The organism is Micromonospora noduli (assembly GCF_003264365.1).
In the GTDB taxonomy this organism is placed as follows: Bacteria; Actinomycetota; Actinomycetes; order Mycobacteriales; family Micromonosporaceae; genus Micromonospora; species Micromonospora noduli.
This window is the reverse complement of record NZ_PYAK01000017.1, coordinates 69,154-83,820: the sequence shown is the minus strand read 5'-3', so window position 1 is coordinate 83,820 and position 14,667 is coordinate 69,154. Positions and strand designations below refer to the sequence as shown.

Annotated in this window: 25 protein-coding genes; all 25 read left to right on the top strand. The window is 67.2% G+C overall.

Annotated features, from left to right (window positions below):
• The first annotated feature begins 175 nt into the window (after nt 1-175).
• The 25 genes from tuf to map all read left to right on the top strand — a co-directional run bounded on the left by tuf (nt 176) and on the right by map (nt 14,538).
• Nucleotides 176-1,369, top strand: coding sequence for an elongation factor Tu (tuf, locus tag GUI43_RS15810; RefSeq protein WP_030489585.1), 1,194 nt, complete (start codon nt 176-178; stop codon nt 1,367-1,369).
• A gap of 350 nt (nt 1,370-1,719) precedes the next feature.
• Entirely contained in the window at nt 1,720-2,028 is a 309-nt protein-coding gene (gene rpsJ / locus GUI43_RS15805; protein ID WP_007073037.1) for a 30S ribosomal protein S10, read from the top strand.
• A gap of 11 nt (nt 2,029-2,039) precedes the next feature.
• Nucleotides 2,040-2,705 (top strand): 50S ribosomal protein L3, encoded by a 666-nt coding sequence (rplC, locus tag GUI43_RS15800; RefSeq protein ID WP_091402403.1) that lies wholly within the window; start codon nt 2,040-2,042, stop codon nt 2,703-2,705.
• Nucleotides 2,702-3,352 (top strand): 50S ribosomal protein L4, encoded by a 651-nt coding sequence (gene rplD / locus GUI43_RS15795; protein ID WP_030489587.1) that lies wholly within the window; start codon nt 2,702-2,704, stop codon nt 3,350-3,352. The genes rplC and rplD overlap by 4 nt, the downstream gene beginning before the upstream one ends.
• Nucleotides 3,349-3,651 (top strand): 50S ribosomal protein L23, encoded by a 303-nt coding sequence (gene rplW / locus GUI43_RS15790; protein ID WP_007465304.1) that lies wholly within the window; start codon nt 3,349-3,351, stop codon nt 3,649-3,651. Before rplD ends, rplW begins: the two co-directional genes overlap by 4 nt.
• A gap of 12 nt (nt 3,652-3,663) precedes the next feature.
• Entirely contained in the window at nt 3,664-4,503 is an 840-nt protein-coding gene (gene rplB, locus GUI43_RS15785; RefSeq protein WP_088950237.1) for a 50S ribosomal protein L2, read from the top strand.
• A 12-nt stretch (nt 4,504-4,515) separates the two neighbouring features.
• The gene (rpsS, locus tag GUI43_RS15780; protein ID WP_007465299.1) at nt 4,516-4,797 is read left to right on the top strand and encodes a 30S ribosomal protein S19; all 282 of its coding nucleotides are present in this window, start codon (nt 4,516-4,518) and stop codon (nt 4,795-4,797) included.
• A 41-nt stretch (nt 4,798-4,838) separates the two neighbouring features.
• Nucleotides 4,839-5,297 (top strand): 50S ribosomal protein L22, encoded by a 459-nt coding sequence (gene rplV / locus GUI43_RS15775; RefSeq protein WP_007465297.1) that lies wholly within the window; start codon nt 4,839-4,841, stop codon nt 5,295-5,297.
• A complete protein-coding gene (gene rpsC, locus GUI43_RS15770) occupies nt 5,297-6,166 on the top strand; it encodes a 30S ribosomal protein S3 (protein ID WP_091402401.1) in 870 nt (289 codons plus the stop codon). Before rplV ends, rpsC begins: the two co-directional genes overlap by 1 nt.
• A 3-nt stretch (nt 6,167-6,169) precedes the next feature.
• A complete protein-coding gene (gene rplP, locus GUI43_RS15765) occupies nt 6,170-6,595 on the top strand; it encodes a 50S ribosomal protein L16 (RefSeq protein WP_053653940.1) in 426 nt (141 codons plus the stop codon).
• The gene (rpmC, locus tag GUI43_RS15760; RefSeq protein ID WP_007465283.1) at nt 6,595-6,831 is read left to right on the top strand and encodes a 50S ribosomal protein L29; all 237 of its coding nucleotides are present in this window, start codon (nt 6,595-6,597) and stop codon (nt 6,829-6,831) included. Before rplP ends, rpmC begins: the two co-directional genes overlap by 1 nt.
• Nucleotides 6,828-7,106 (top strand): 30S ribosomal protein S17, encoded by a 279-nt coding sequence (gene rpsQ / locus GUI43_RS15755; RefSeq protein ID WP_112584814.1) that lies wholly within the window; start codon nt 6,828-6,830, stop codon nt 7,104-7,106. The genes rpmC and rpsQ overlap by 4 nt, the downstream gene beginning before the upstream one ends.
• A 97-nt stretch (nt 7,107-7,203) precedes the next feature.
• On the top strand, nt 7,204-7,572 hold the full coding sequence (gene rplN, locus GUI43_RS15750) for a 50S ribosomal protein L14 (RefSeq protein ID WP_007073026.1): 369 nt from the start codon (nt 7,204-7,206) through the stop codon (nt 7,570-7,572).
• Entirely contained in the window at nt 7,569-7,889 is a 321-nt protein-coding gene (rplX, locus tag GUI43_RS15745) for a 50S ribosomal protein L24 (protein WP_172899047.1), read from the top strand. The genes rplN and rplX overlap by 4 nt, the downstream gene beginning before the upstream one ends.
• A complete protein-coding gene (gene rplE / locus GUI43_RS15740) occupies nt 7,889-8,455 on the top strand; it encodes a 50S ribosomal protein L5 (RefSeq protein WP_091402385.1) in 567 nt (188 codons plus the stop codon). Before rplX ends, rplE begins: the two co-directional genes overlap by 1 nt.
• 1 nt (nt 8,456) lies before the next feature.
• Nucleotides 8,457-8,642, top strand: a complete 186-nt coding sequence (locus GUI43_RS15735) for a type Z 30S ribosomal protein S14 (RefSeq protein WP_007465272.1) — start codon at nt 8,457-8,459, stop codon at nt 8,640-8,642.
• Between the two features lie 116 nt (nt 8,643-8,758).
• Complete coding sequence (gene rpsH, locus GUI43_RS15730; RefSeq protein WP_007465270.1) at nt 8,759-9,166, top strand: 30S ribosomal protein S8; 408 nt, start codon at nt 8,759-8,761, stop codon at nt 9,164-9,166.
• A gap of 16 nt (nt 9,167-9,182) precedes the next feature.
• On the top strand, nt 9,183-9,725 hold the full coding sequence (rplF, locus tag GUI43_RS15725) for a 50S ribosomal protein L6 (RefSeq protein WP_091402383.1): 543 nt from the start codon (nt 9,183-9,185) through the stop codon (nt 9,723-9,725).
• Nucleotides 9,722-10,111: a 50S ribosomal protein L18 gene (gene rplR / locus GUI43_RS15720; protein WP_091402381.1), complete on the top strand. Its 390-nt coding sequence runs from the start codon at nt 9,722-9,724 to the stop codon at nt 10,109-10,111. The genes rplF and rplR overlap by 4 nt, the downstream gene beginning before the upstream one ends.
• Before the next feature lie 33 nt (nt 10,112-10,144).
• Complete coding sequence (gene rpsE, locus GUI43_RS15715) at nt 10,145-10,759, top strand: 30S ribosomal protein S5 (protein WP_074314587.1); 615 nt, start codon at nt 10,145-10,147, stop codon at nt 10,757-10,759.
• A complete protein-coding gene (rpmD, locus tag GUI43_RS15710; RefSeq protein WP_007465262.1) occupies nt 10,759-10,941 on the top strand; it encodes a 50S ribosomal protein L30 in 183 nt (60 codons plus the stop codon). The genes rpsE and rpmD overlap by 1 nt, the downstream gene beginning before the upstream one ends.
• A complete protein-coding gene (gene rplO / locus GUI43_RS15705; protein WP_112584816.1) occupies nt 10,941-11,384 on the top strand; it encodes a 50S ribosomal protein L15 in 444 nt (147 codons plus the stop codon). The genes rpmD and rplO overlap by 1 nt, the downstream gene beginning before the upstream one ends.
• A gap of 232 nt (nt 11,385-11,616) precedes the next feature.
• Entirely contained in the window at nt 11,617-12,945 is a 1,329-nt protein-coding gene (secY, locus tag GUI43_RS15700) for a preprotein translocase subunit SecY (protein WP_112584818.1), read from the top strand.
• On the top strand, nt 12,946-13,599 hold the full coding sequence (locus GUI43_RS15695) for an adenylate kinase (protein ID WP_088950228.1): 654 nt from the start codon (nt 12,946-12,948) through the stop codon (nt 13,597-13,599).
• Between the two features lie 87 nt (nt 13,600-13,686).
• The gene (gene map, locus GUI43_RS15690) at nt 13,687-14,538 is read left to right on the top strand and encodes a type I methionyl aminopeptidase (RefSeq protein ID WP_091402377.1); all 852 of its coding nucleotides are present in this window, start codon (nt 13,687-13,689) and stop codon (nt 14,536-14,538) included.
• Nucleotides 14,539-14,667: the final 129 nt, after the last annotated feature.

Genomic DNA, 14,667 nt, shown 5'->3' with positions numbered 1-14,667 from the left:
TTTCACCCGCCCGCGGCCACCACGATCGGATCGCGTGAGACCGGGCCTGTAGGCTTCATCGCCGCAGAACCCACAAAGGCTCTCCGGCCGTCAGGCCGGAAAGGCTGTCGACAGAGTCCTAAGCGCCGACCGGCGCGCCGGGCGTACGAACCAAGAAGTCCACAGGAGGACACCAGTGGCGAAGGCTAAGTTCGAGCGGACTAAGCCGCACGTCAACATCGGCACCATTGGTCACATCGACCACGGTAAGACGACGCTGACGGCGGCCATCACCAAGGTCCTGCACGACCAGTACCCGGACCTGAACCCCTACACGCCGTTCGACGAGATCGACAAGGCGCCGGAGGAGAAGGCCCGCGGCATCACGATCTCGATCGCGCACGTCGAGTACCAGACCGAGTCGCGGCACTACGCGCACGTCGACTGCCCTGGGCACGCCGACTACATCAAGAACATGATCACCGGTGCCGCGCAGATGGACGGCGCGATCCTGGTGGTCGCGGCGACCGACGGCCCGATGCCGCAGACCCGCGAGCACGTGCTGCTGGCCCGTCAGGTCGGTGTGCCGTACATCGTCGTGGCGCTCAACAAGAGCGACATGGTCGATGACGAGGAGCTCCTGGAGCTCGTCGAGCTCGAGGTCCGTGAGCTGCTCTCCTCGCAGGAGTACCCGGGTGACGACCTGCCGGTCGTTCGGGTTTCGGCGCTGAAGGCCCTCGAGGGTGACCCCGAGTGGACCGGCAAGCTGCTGGACCTGATGACCGCTGTCGACACCTCGATCCCGCAGCCGGAGCGCGAGGTTGACAAGCCGTTCCTGATGCCGGTTGAGGACGTCTTCACGATCACCGGTCGTGGCACCGTCGTCACCGGTCGCGTGGAGCGCGGCGTTCTCCTGCCGAACGAGGATGTTGAGCTCGTCGGTATCAAGGAGAAGAGCTTCAAGACCAAGGTCACCGCGATCGAGATGTTCCGGAAGACCCTGGACGACGCCCGCGCAGGCGAGAACGTCGGCCTGCTGCTGCGTGGTACCAAGCGCGACGAGGTCGAGCGCGGCATGGTCGTCGTGAAGCCGGGCTCGAACACCCCGCACACGGAGTTCGAGGCGACGGTCTACATCCTCTCCAAGGAGGAGGGTGGCCGTCACACCCCGTTCTTCCAGAACTACCGCCCGCAGTTCTACTTCCGGACCACTGACGTCACCGGTGTCGTCACCCTCCCCGAGGGCACCGAGATGGTCATGCCGGGTGACAACACGTCCATGTCGGTGAAGCTGATCCAGCCCATCGCCATGGAGGAGAACCTCAAGTTCGCGATCCGCGAGGGTGGCCGCACCGTCGGCGCCGGGTTCGTCACCAAGATTAACAAGTGAACTAGGTAACCCCGATTAGACCCGCCGCCGGTCGTGCGGCATACTAGTCAGGTTGCGTAACGACAGTTCGTCGCCTGTGTTCGGCTTCCGCTGAACCTCCGGGTGGCGAGGCAGTCGAGCGTAGGGTGGTTGGCGGCCCAGTCGCCAACCACCCTCGCACGGCGTTCAGGTCGCGGTAATGCGATCGGCGCCTTGACCCCCCGTGCGGTCAGCACCACTCCGGTACCTAGGGGCGGAGCTCGGCCCGAGGGCGCGACACGCCCGACCGCGGGGGTCGGCGAAGTGGGCCTGTGCCAGCCGGTACAGGCGCCCGCAACACAGCGGCATCGAGAGAAGGAACAGAAGCCACCATGGCGGGACAGAAGATCCGCATCCGGCTCAAGGCCTATGACCACGAGGTCGTCGACTCCTCGGCTCGGAAGATCGTCGAGACGGTGACGCGCACCGGGGCGCAGGTCGCGGGCCCGGTGCCGCTGCCCACGGAGATCAACCGTTTCTGCGTTATCCGCTCGCCGCACAAGTACAAGGACTCGCGCGAGCACTTCGAGATGCGCACGCACAAGCGGCTGATCGACATCATCGACCCGACCCCGAAGACGGTCGACTCGCTCATGCGCCTCGACCTGCCGGCTGGCGTCGACATCGAGATCAAGCTGTAGGGACCGGACAAATGGACAGGCAAGTCAAGGGGATCCTGGGCGCCAAGCTCGGCATGACCCAGGTCTGGGAGAACAACCGTGTTGTTCCCGTGACCGTGGTCGAGGCCGGCCCGTGCGTCATCAGCCAGGTTCGTAGCGCCGAGAAGGACGGTTACTCCGCGGTCCAGCTCGCGTACGGCACCATCGACCCGCGCAAGGTCAAGAAGCCGATCAGCGGGCACTACGCCAAGGCGGACGTGGCGCCGCGCCGGCACATCGTCGAGCTGCGCACCACTGACGCTGGGGAATACTCGCTCGGCCAGGAAGTCACGGTCGAGGAGTTCCCGGCCGGCGTCACCATCGACGTCACCGGCAAGACCAAGGGCAAGGGCTACGCCGGCCCGATGAAGCGGCACGGCTTCCACGGCCTGGGCGCCGGGCACGGCGTCGAGCGCAAGCACCGCTCGCCCGGTTCCATCGGCGCCTGCGCCACTCCGGGTCGTGTCTTCAAGGGCACCCGGATGGCCGGTCGTATGGGTGGCGTTCGGTACACCGTGCAGAACCTCACCGTCCAGGCGGTCGACACCGAGAACAACCTGCTGCTCGTCCGGGGTGCCATTCCTGGTCCCAAGGGCGCGCTCGTTCTGGTCCGTACCGCGGCCAAGAGCAAGGTGAAGAAGGGCGGTGCGGCCAAGTGACCACCGTTGACGTGCGCACCGTCGAAGGCACCACCAGCGGCTCCGTGGAGCTGCCGGAGGACATCTTCGACGTGCAGGCCAACGTCGCGCTGATGCACCAGGTCGTGGTGGCCCAGCTCGCGGCGGCCCGACAGGGCACGCACAAGGCCAAGACCCGCGGCGAGGTCGCCGGTGGCGGCAAGAAGCCGTACAAGCAGAAGGGCACCGGTCGCGCCCGGCAGGGCTCGATCCGCGCGCCGCAGTTCGCCGGCGGTGGCGTCGTGCACGGTCCCGTGCCGCGCGACTACAGCCAGCGGACCCCGAAGAAGATGAAGGCCGCCGCTCTGCGGGGTGCCCTCTCCGACCGGGCCCGCGCCGGGCAGGTGCACGTCGTCGAGGCGTTCGTCTCGGGCGAGAAGCCGTCGACCAAGGCGGCCCTGGCCACGCTGACCAAGCTCACCGAGGCCCGTCGGGTCCTGGTCGTGCTGAGCAGCACCGACGAGCTGAACTGGGTGTCGCTGCGCAACGAGCCGCGCGTGCACCTGATCGAGTCCGGCCAGCTGAACACGTACGACGTGCTCGTGGCCGACGACGTGGTCTTCACCAAGGACGCCCTGGACGAGTTCCTGGGCGTGCCCGCCGAGACCACCGAGGAGGGTGGCAAGTGAGCACGATCGCCGACCCGCGCGACATCATCGTGGCGCCGGTCGTCTCGGAGAAGAGCTACAGCGAGCTGAACCGGAACTGGTACACCTTCCTGGTGCACCCGGACGCGAACAAGACCGAGATCAAGATCGCTATCCAGCAGATCTTCAACGTCCGCGTCCTGACGGTCAACACGCTCAACCGCCAGGGTAAGCGCAAGCGCACCAAGACCGGCTTCGGTCAGCGCAAGGCGACCAAGCGGGCGATCGTGAAGCTGGCTGACGGTGACCGCATCGAGGCCTTCGGCGGCCCGGTCAGCTGAGGGGTGTAGACAATGGCTATCCGTAAGTACAAGCCGACGACGCCGGGCCGACGTGGCTCGAGTGTCGCTGACTTCGCCGAGATCACCCGGTCCACGCCGGAAAAGTCGCTGCTGGCTCCGTTGCCGAAGAAGGGCGGGCGTAACGCCCACGGCCGGATCACCACGCGGCACCACGGTGGCGGTCACAAGCGTCAGTACCGTCTGATCGACTTCAAGCGGGTCGACAAGGACGGCGTGCCGGCGAAGGTCGCTCACATCGAGTACGACCCGAACCGCACGGCGCGCATCGCGCTGCTGCACTACGCCGACGGCGAGAAGCGGTACATCATCGCGCCGAAGGACATGAAGCAGGGCGACCGTGTCGAGTCCGGCCCGGGCGCCGACATCAAGCCGGGTAACAACCTGCCGCTGCGCAACATCCCGGTCGGTACCACGATTCACAACGTGGAGCTGCGTCCGGGTGGCGGGGCCAAGCTGGCCCGTTCCGCCGGCGTCGGCATCCAGCTGCTCGGCCGCGAGGGCGCGTACGCGACCCTGCGTATGCCGTCCGGCGAGATCCGGCGGGTGGACGTGCGCTGCCGCGCCAGCGTCGGCGAGATCGGCAACGCCGACCAGTCGAACATCAACTGGGGTAAGGCCGGCCGGATGCGGTGGAAGGGCAAGCGCCCGACCGTCCGTGGTGTCGCCATGAACCCGGTCGACCACCCGCACGGTGGTGGTGAGGGTAAGACCTCCGGTGGTCGCCACCCGGTCAACCCGCAGGGTAAGCCCGAGGGCCGCACCCGCCGTAAGGGCCAGCCGAGTGACCGGCTGATCGTCCGCCGCCGCTACGCCACGCGTAAGCGCGGCTGAGGGAGATAAGACATGCCTCGCAGCCTGAAGAAGGGCCCGTTCGTAGACGACCACCTGCTCAAGAAGGTGGAAGTTCAGAACGACAAGGGCTCCAAGAACGTGATCAAGACCTGGTCGCGGCGCTCGACGATCATCCCCGAGATGCTGGGGCACACGATCGCCGTGCATGACGGACGCAAGCACGTCCCGGTGTTCGTGACCGAGGCGATGGTCGGGCACAAGCTCGGCGAGTTCGCGCTGACCCGCACGTTCAAGGGTCACGAGAAGGACGACCGGAAGAGCCGTCGGCGCTGACGCCGCGGGCATACGGATAGAGGGAACAAGGGGTTACAGCGATGCCAGGAAAGGGCGACGCTCCGGTGCTTCCGGGCGCGCGGGCGGTTGCGCGGCACGTGCGCATCTCGCCGATGAAGGCGCGCCGGGTGGTCAACCTCGTCCGCGGCCTGCCCGCGAAGGAGGCGCTCACGGTGCTGCAGTTCGCGCCGCAGGCTGCGAGCGAGCAGGTGTACAAGGTGCTCGCTAGCGCGATCGCCAACGCGGAGAACAACGAGCGGCTGGACCCCGACGCGCTGCTCGTCAGCGAGGCCTTCGTGGACGAGGGCCCGACGATGAAGCGGTTCCAGCCGCGGGCGCAGGGTCGGGCGTACCGAATCCGCAAGCGCACCTGCCACATCACTGTGGCGGTCGAAGCGGTCGCGCCGGCAGCGCCGAGGAAGGCCGCGGCGAAGAAGGCCGCCCCGGCCACGGAGGCCGCACCGGCCGAAGCGCAGAGCAAGACGGAGGACGCCGAGTAATGGGTCAGAAGGTTCACCCCACTGGGTTCCGGCTCGGCATCTCGACCGACTGGAAGTCCCGCTGGTTCGCGGACAAGCTCTACAAGGACTACATCGGCGAGGATGTCAAGATCCGCCGCATGATGTCCAAGGGCCTCGAGCGTGCCGGGATTTCCAAGGTCGACATCGAGCGCACCCGCGACCGGGTCCGGGTCGACATCCACACCGCCCGGCCGGGCATTGTCATCGGCCGTAAGGGTGCGGAGGCCGACCGGATCCGCGGCGAGCTTGAGAAGCTCACCGGCAAGCAGGTTCAGCTGAACATCATCGAGGTGAAGAACCCCGAGTCGGACGCTCAGCTGGTCGCGCAGGGCGTGGCCGAGCAGCTGTCCAGCCGGGTCAGCTTCCGTCGGGCGATGCGCAAGGCCATGCAGTCGGCGATGAAGAACCCGGTCTGCAAGGGCATCCGGGTTCAGGTCTCGGGTCGCCTCGGCGGCGCCGAGATGAGCCGGACCGAGTTCTACCGTGAGGGCCGGGTTCCGCTGCACACGCTGCGGGCCAACATCGAGTACGGCTTCTTCGAGGCCCGTACCACGTTCGGTCGGATCGGTGTGAAGGTCTGGATCTACAAGGGCGACGCCGTCCCGGGCCGGGAAGCTCCGGCCGAGGCCGGTCCGTCCCGCCCGCGTCGTGGTGAGCGCGGCGACCGTCCCGAGCGTCCGCGCCGTGGCCGGTCGGGTTCGTCCGGCACCACGGCTGGTGGCACCGAGGCCGGTCGGGCTGCTGCGACCACCATCGCGCAGCAGGCCGAGACGCCGAGCGGCGAGCCGGTCGACAGCGCAGCTGTCGCCGCCACTGCTGCTCCGGCAGAAACGCAGCAGGAGGGCTGACAGATGCTGATGCCGCGCAAGCCCCCGAAGGGCTTCCGCAAGCCGCACCACCCGGACCGCAGTGGCGCGTCCAAGGGTGGTAACCGGGTGGTGTTCGGCGAGTTCGGGATCCAGGCTCTCGAGCCGGCGTACGTGACGAACCGGCAGATCGAGTCGGCACGTATCGCGATGACTCGCCACATCAAGCGTGGTGGCAAGGTCTGGATCACGATCTTCCCGGACCAGGCCCTCACCAAGAAGCCTGCCGAGACCCGGATGGGTTCCGGTAAGGGTTCGCCCGAGTGGTGGGTCGCCAACGTCAAGCCGGGGCGGGTTCTCTTCGAGATGTCCTTCCCCAACGAGCAGACCGCGCGAGAGGCCATGCGTCGCGCGATCCACAAGCTCCCGATGAAGTGCCGCATTGTTACGCGCGAAGTGGGTGAATCCTGATGGCAGCGGGCGTTAAGGCGACCGAGCTGCGTGAGCTCTCCGAAGAGGAGCTGGTCACGAAGCTGCGGGAGGCCAAGGCGGAGCTGTTCAACCTCCGCGTGCAGGCCGCAACCGGGCAGCTGGACAACAACCGGCGGTTGCAGGTCATCCGTCGGGAGATCGCCCGGATCTACACGATCATGCGCGAGCGCGAGCTGGGGCTCTCGGCCGCGCCGACTGAGGTGACTGCATCATGACCGAAGACACCGCCACCGCCACCGCGCGGTCCCGCCGCAAGGTCCGTGAGGGCCTGGTGGTCAGCGACAAGATGGACAAGACCGTCGTGGTCGAGGTCGAGGACCGGGTTCGGCACGCTCTGTACGGCAAGATCATGCGCCGTACGAGCAAGCTGAAGGTGCACGACGAGCAGAACGCCGCTGGCACCGGTGACCGGGTTCTCATCATGGAGACCCGGCCGCTGAGCGCCACCAAGCGTTGGCGGATCGTGGAGATCCTGGAAAAGGCCAAGTAGCGAAGGCTCGAGCTCGCCCGGCGTTGCGTCGGGCGTAGGTTCCGCCAGGCTCCGGCCGCTACGGCGGCCGGAGAACCGGCAGACATAGGAGATAGACGTGATTCAGCAGGAGTCGCGACTGCGCGTCGCCGACAACACGGGTGCTCGGGAGATCCTGTGCATCCGGGTTCTCGGTGGCTCGGGTCGGCGCTACGCGAGCATCGGCGACGTCATCGTGGCCACGGTCAAGGACGCGATCCCGGGTGCTGGTGTGAAGAAGGGCGACGTCGTCAAGGCTGTCGTCGTTCGCACCGCCAAGGAGAAGCGGCGTCCGGACGGCTCGTACATCCGCTTCGACGAGAACGCCGCCGTCATCATCAAGGACGGCGGGGACCCGCGTGGAACCCGTATCTTCGGCCCGGTGGGCCGGGAGCTGCGGGACAAGCGGTTCATGAAGATTATTTCCCTCGCGCCGGAGGTGTTGTGACCGTGAAGGTCAAGAAGGGCGACACGGTCGTCGTCATCGCCGGCAAGGACAAGGGTGCCAAGGGCAAGGTCATTCAGGCCTACCCGCGGCAGGACAAGGTCCTGGTCGAGGGCGTGAACCGGGTCAAGAAGCACACCCGCATCAGCACCACCCAGCGTGGCGCCAAGACCGGCGGCATCGTCACTCAGGAGGCCCCGATCCACGTCTCGAACGTGCAGGTCCTGGACTCCGACGGCAAGCCGACCCGCGTCGGTTACCGGATCGACGACAACGGCCAGAAGGTCCGCATCGCGCGTAGCACCGGTAAGGACCTGTGATGACCACGGCTACCGAAAAGACCCTGCCGCGCCTCAAGGAGCGGTACCGCAACGAGATCGTGGCCCAGCTGCGTGAGCAGCGCAGCTACGGCAACCCCATGCAGGTGCCGCGGCTGGTCAAGATCGTCGTCAACATGGGTGTCGGCGAGGCTGCTCGCGACGCCAAGCTGATCGACGGCGCGGTCCGCGACCTCGCCACGATCACCGGCCAGAAGCCGCAGGTGCGGCGGGCGACCAAGTCCATCGCGCAGTTCAAGCTCCGCGAGGGCATGCCGATCGGCGCGAAGGTCACCCTTCGCGGCGACCGGATGTGGGAGTTCATGGACCGGCTGCTCTCCATCGCGCTGCCGCGTATCCGCGACTTCCGCGGCCTGGACGGGCGCAAGCTGGACGGGCACGGCAACTACACGTTCGGTCTGACCGAGCAGTCGGTGTTCCACGAGATCGACCAGGACCGGATCGATCGCCAGCGGGGCATGGACATCACGGTGGTCACGACCGCCACGACCGACGACGAGGGCCGGGCGCTGCTCAAGCTCCTGGGCTTCCCGTTCAAGGAGAACTGAGATGGCCAAGAAGGCGCTGATCATCAAGGCGGCCGCGAAGCCGAAGTTCTCGGTTCGCGCGTACACCCGCTGCCAGCGGTGCGGGCGTCCGAAGGCGGTCTACCGCAAGTTCGGGCTCTGCCGGGTCTGCATCCGGGAGATGGCTCACCGCGGTGAGCTGCCGGGCGTGTCCAAGGCTTCCTGGTAAGGGCGACCGCGTCCCGGCCGTCGGCCGGGAACTCCTGCACCGATTAGGTATTGCTCTTCGCCGTAGGCCCGGGGCTGATGCCCCGGGAACCCCGGCGAGAAAGGCTGACGAAATCCATGACGATGACCGACCCGATCGCAGACATGCTCACGCGTCTGCGTAACGCCAACCAGGCGTACCACGATCAGGTGAAGATGCCCTACTCCAAGATCAAGGCGAACATCGCCGAGGTCCTGAAGGCCGAGGGTTACATCGCCACCTGGTCGGTCGAGGAGCCCGAGGAGGGCGCCGTCGGCAAGCGACTGGTCGTCGAGCTGAAGTACGGCCAGAACCGCGAGCGGAGCCTGGCCGGCATCAAGCGCGTGTCCAAGCCCGGTCTCCGGGTGTACGCCAAGTCGGACGGGCTCCCGCGGGTGCTCGGTGGGCTGGGCGTGGCGATCATTTCGACGTCCCAGGGGCTGCTGACCGACCGGCAGGCCCGCAAGCGGAGTGTTGGCGGGGAAGTCCTCGCCTTCGTCTGGTAACGGGAGACAGGTAGAAATGTCGCGAATTGGACGTAAGTCGATCCCGGTGCCAGCCGGCGTCGACATCACGATCGACGGGCAGACCGTCAAGGTCAAGGGCCCCAAGGGCCAGCTCCAGCACACCCTCGCCGAGCCGATCACGGTCGAGCGGGCCGAGGATGGGCAGCTGAGCGTCAACCGGCCGAACGACGAGCGCAAGGCCAAGGAACTCCACGGCCTGAGCCGTACGCTGGTTGCCAACATGATCGTCGGGGTCACCGAGGGCTACCGCAAGAGCCTGGAGATCGCCGGCACCGGTTACCGGGTCACCGCCAAGGGTTCGGACCTCGAGTTCGCGCTCGGGTTCTCGCACCCGGTGGTCGTCCCCGCCCCGGCGGGCATCACCTTCACGGTGGAGCGGCCGACCCTGTTCCACGTGGCTGGCATCGACAAGCAGCAGGTCGGTGAGGTCGCCGCCAACATCCGGAAGATCCGCCCGCCGGAGCCCTACAAGGGCAAGGGCGTCAAGTACCAGGGCGAGGTCATCCGCCGCAAGGCTGGAAAGGCAGGTAAGAAGTGAGCGCCACGCTGCTCAAGCGCCGCCGCGGTGTCGCCGCCAAGCGCGCCGTTGGGCGTGCGCGTCGACACTTCCGCGTCCGCAAGAACGTCAGCGGTACGGCCGAGCGTCCGCGCCTGGTCGTCACCCGCTCGCTGCGGCACATGGTCGCCCAGGTCGTCGACGACACCAAGGGTCACACCCTGGCGTCGGCGTCGACCCTGGACGCCTCGCTGCGCGGTGCGGAGGGCGACAAGAGCGCCCTGGCTGGCAAGGTGGGCGCGCTGCTCGCCGAGCGGGCCAAGGCCGCCGGCGTCTCCAAGGTCGTCTTCGACCGCGGCGGCAACCGGTACGCGGGGCGAGTCGCCGCGCTTGCCGACGCTGCCCGCGAAGCCGGGCTCGAGTTCTAACAACCCCGTCACGAGAGAGAAGGAAGGCTGCTGATGCCAGGTCAACAGCGCCGTGGCGGCGGGTCCGGTGGCAACGAGGGTGGTCGCCGCGACAACCGCCGTGAGGGCGGCCGCGGAAACGCGCCCGTCGAGAAGACCCCGCACCTTGAGCGGGTCGTCGCGATCAACCGCGTCGCCAAGGTCGTGAAGGGTGGTCGTCGCTTCAGCTTCACCGCCCTGGTGATCGTGGGCGACGGCGACGGCACGGTCGGCGTGGGCTACGGAAAGGCCAAGGAGGTGCCCGCGGCCATCGCCAAGGGTGTCGAGGAGGCCAAGAAGCACTTCTTCAAGGTCCCGCGGATCGGTCAGTCGATCCCGCACCCGGTGACGGGTGAGGACGCCGCTGGTGTGGTGCTGCTCAAGCCGGCCTCGGCCGGTACGGGTGTCATCGCCGGTGGACCGGTGCGTGCCGTGCTGGAGTGCGCTGGGATCCACGACGTGCTCTCCAAGAGCCTCGGTTCGTCGAACCCGATCAACATCGTGCACGCCACCGTGGCGGCCCTGAAGGGGCTTGAGTCCCCCGAGCAGGTCGCGGCGCGTCGTGGTCTGCCGGTGGAGGACGTCGCGCCGGCCGCCATGCTGGCGTCGCGTGCGGGGGTGGCGCACTGATGGCACGCCTGAAGGTCACCCAGCTCCGGTCCGGTATCGGGACCAAGCACAACCAGCGTGAGTCGCTGCGTTCGCTCGGTCTCAAGCGGATCAACGACGTGGTGGTCAAGGAGGACCGGCCCGAGATCCGCGGCATGATCTTCACTGTGAGCCACCTCGTGAAGGTCGAGGAGGTCGAGTAATGACGATCAAGGTGCATCACCTGCGCCCGGCGCCCGGTTCCAAGACCGCGAAGACCCGTGTGGGTCGCGGTGAGGGTTCCAAGGGCAAGACCGCTGGTCGCGGTACCAAGGGTTCCAAGGCCCGCAAGAACATCTCGGCGGCGTTCGAGGGTGGGCAGATGCCCATCCACATGCGCCTGCCGAAGATGAAGGGCTTCAAGAACAAGTTCAAGGTGGTCTTCCAGGTGGTCAACCTGGACCGACTCGCTGAGCTGTTCCCGAATGGTGGTCAGGTCGGCCCGCTGGAGCTCGTCGAGTCCGGCGCGGTCCGCAAGGGTCACCCGGTCAAGGTCCTCGGCACCGGGGACCTCGGCGGTGTGGCGCTCCAGGTGTCCGCGCACGCGTTCAGTGCGTCGGCCAAGGAGAAGATCGCTGCTGCCGGTGGCTCCACCACCGAGCTGTAAGGCGTACGACCATGGCGCCCGTCCAGTTGAGAGCAACTGGCGGGCGCCATGGTCTGCCTGGGGCCTGAGCGCCCGGTAACATCGGAATCGATTTATGTAGTCGGGCGCATCTGCCCGGACCGGGGTGAGGCTGTTAGAGTCCCATCCCAGCCATGGATTGCGGGCACTCGCCCGTGATCCACCCCGACCCGCCAGGGATCACCGGCGGCCCGCCTCGCGCAGGAGGAAGAAGTTGCTGTCCGCCTTTCTCAGTGCGTTCCGTACGCCTGACCTGCGCAAGAAGCTGCTGTTCACAGTAGGCATCATCGCGGTCTACCGGCTGGGTGCAACGCTCCCCAGCCCGGGCGTCTCGTACGGCAACGTGCAGAAGTGCCTCGACACCATCCAGGGTGACACCACCGGGGTGGTGAACCTTCTCAACCTCTTCTCCGGCGGAGCGCTGCTACAGCTCTCGGTCTTCGCGCTGGGCATCATGCCCTACATCACCGCGTCGATCATCCTGCAGCTGCTGACCGTCGTGATCCCACGCCTGGAGCAGCTCCGCAAGGAGGGCCAGGCCGGTCAGGCGAAGATCACCCAGTACACCCGCTACCTGACCCTCGGTCTCGGTGTGCTGCAGGCCTCGGCGTTCGTGGCGCTGGCCCGCTCGGGTCAGCTGTTCCAGAACCGCTGCGACCAGTTCCCGATCATCCCCACCGGCACCGGCATCCCGGACTGGCTGACCCTGGCCATCCTGGTGATGACGATGACCGCCGGCACCGGCATGGTCATGTGGCTCGGTGAGCTGATCACCGACCGCGGCGTCGGCAACGGCATGTCCGTCCTGATCTTCACCTCGATCGCGGCGCGGCTGCCCAGCGAGGGCTGGCAGATCAAGACCAGCAAGGGCTGGGACATGTTCGCCCTGGTCATCGCGCTGGTCCTGGTGGTCATCACCGCTGTCACCTTCATCGAGCAGGCGCAGCGCCGGATCCCGGTGCAGTACGCCAAGCGGATGATCGGCCGGCGGATGTACGGCGGCACCTCGACCTACATCCCGCTCAAGGTCAACCAGGCGGGTGTGATCCCGGTCATCTTCGGCTCGTCGCTGCTCTACCTGCCGCAGTTGGCGCTGCAGTTCTTCGACCAGACCGACCCGGGCAAGACCCAGTCGTGGATCCAGAACAACCTGGTCAACCCGAGCAGCCCGATCTACATCTCGGTCTACTTCCTGCTGATCATCTTCTTCACGTACTTCTACGTCTCGATCACGTTCAACCCGACCGAGGTCGCGGACAACATGAAGAAGTACGGCGGGTTCGTGCCGGGTATCCGCCCGGGCAAGCCGACCGCCGACTACCTGGACTTCATCCTCAGCCGGATCACCCTGCCGGGCGCGCTCTACCTCGGCGTCATCTCGATCCTGCCGAACTTCTTCTTCATCTGGCTGGACAACCAGCAGTACCAGAACTTCCCGTTCGGCGGCACCGCTGTGCTCATCATGGTCGGCGTCGGTCTGGAGACCGTGAAGCAGATCGAGAGCCAACTCATGCAGCGGAACTACGAAGGGTTCCTGCGGTAGATGAGACTCGTTCTGGTTGGCCCGCCGGGCGCGGGCAAGGGCACGCAGGCCGAGTTCATCGCCGCGCACCTCTCGGTGCCGAAGATTTCGACCGGAGACATCTTCCGGTCGAACGTCACCCAGGGCACGCCGCTCGGTGTCGAGGCGAAGCGGTACATGGACGCGGGCGAGCTGGTTCCGGACGAGGTCACCATCAACATGGTCCGGGACCGGCTGGCCGAGCCCGACGCCAGCGAGGGTTTCCTGCTCGACGGCTTCCCGCGGACGACTCCGCAGGCGGCCGCTCTGGACAAGCTCCTGGCCGATCTGGGCACCGCCCTGGATCTGGTCCTGGAGCTGGTCGTCGACGACGACGAGGTGATCCGGCGGCTCTCCGGCAGGCGTACCTGCCGGGGCTGCGGCAAGATCTGGCACGTCGAGTTCGACGCCACCACCCGGCCCGGCATCTGTGACCGGTGCGGCGCCGAGCTGTTCCAGCGCGACGACGACAAGCCGGAAACGATCGCCACGCGGCTTCGTGAGTACAGCGAGAAGACCGCACCCCTGGTCGACTACTACGGCGCTCAGGGCAAGCTGGTCGGGATCGACGCCACCGGGCCGGTGGAGGACGTCACCACCCGGGCCATCGACGCGTTGCGGTCGTACGGCGGCTGAGGTCCGGCCGGGCCACGGCGGATAGAGTGCGAACAGCGGGGTACGCGTTATGTGCCCCGCTGTTCGGCAACGAAAGGTAAACGCTCCATGCGTCGTCCCCAGCTGGACATCCAGCTGAAGACCCCTGACCAGATCGAGAAGATGCGGGCCGCCGGGCTGGTGGTGGCCGAGGCGCTGCGCCGGATGCGGGAGGCTGTCGCCCCCGGTGTGAGCACCGCCGATCTGGACGCCATCGCCGAGGCGACCATCCGCGAGGCGGGCGGCGTTCCGTCGTTCAAGGGCTACCACGGTTTTCCGGCGTCGATCTGCTCCTCGGTCAACGAGCAGATCGTGCACGCCATCCCGTCGCCGAAGCAGGTGCTCCAGGCCGGTGACCTGATCTCCATCGACTGCGGCGCGGTGCTGGACGGGTGGCACGGCGACTCCGCGATCACGGTCGGGGTCGGTGACGTCGACCCGGCGCTGCTGAAGATGGCCGAGGTCGCCGAGGACGCGATGTGGGCCGGCATCGCCGCCGCGGCGCGTGGCGCGGCCAGCGGCAAGGGCCGCCTCACCGACATCTCGCACGCCGTGGAGACCGCTGTCCGCAAGGGCGGCCGGTACGGCATCGTCGACGGCTACGGCGGGCACGGCATCGGCACCGAGATGCACCAGGACCCACACGTGCTCAACCACGGTCGGCCGGGCAAGGGTCCGCGACTGGTCCCCGGGATGGCCCTGGCCATCGAGCCGATGATCACCATGGCGTCCCCTCGTACGGCTGAGTTGGCCGACGGGTGGACGGTCGTCACCCGGGACGGCTCGGTGGCCGCGCACGTCGAACACTCGATGGCGCTGCTGCCGGACGGCGTCTGGGTGCTCACCGCGTTCGACGGTGGCCGGGCGCGCCTGGGGGACCTGGTGACCGCCCGCCAGCCCGCCGCCACAAAAACCCCCTGATCCCGCCTCGGCCGCCCTTCCGGCCGTCGATCATGAAGTTATAGCCCCGACACGCCGGTGAGGCGGGCAACAACTTCATGATCGACCGGGTGTCGGCGTTCCGGCGGGAGTGGCACGACGGTGGCATGC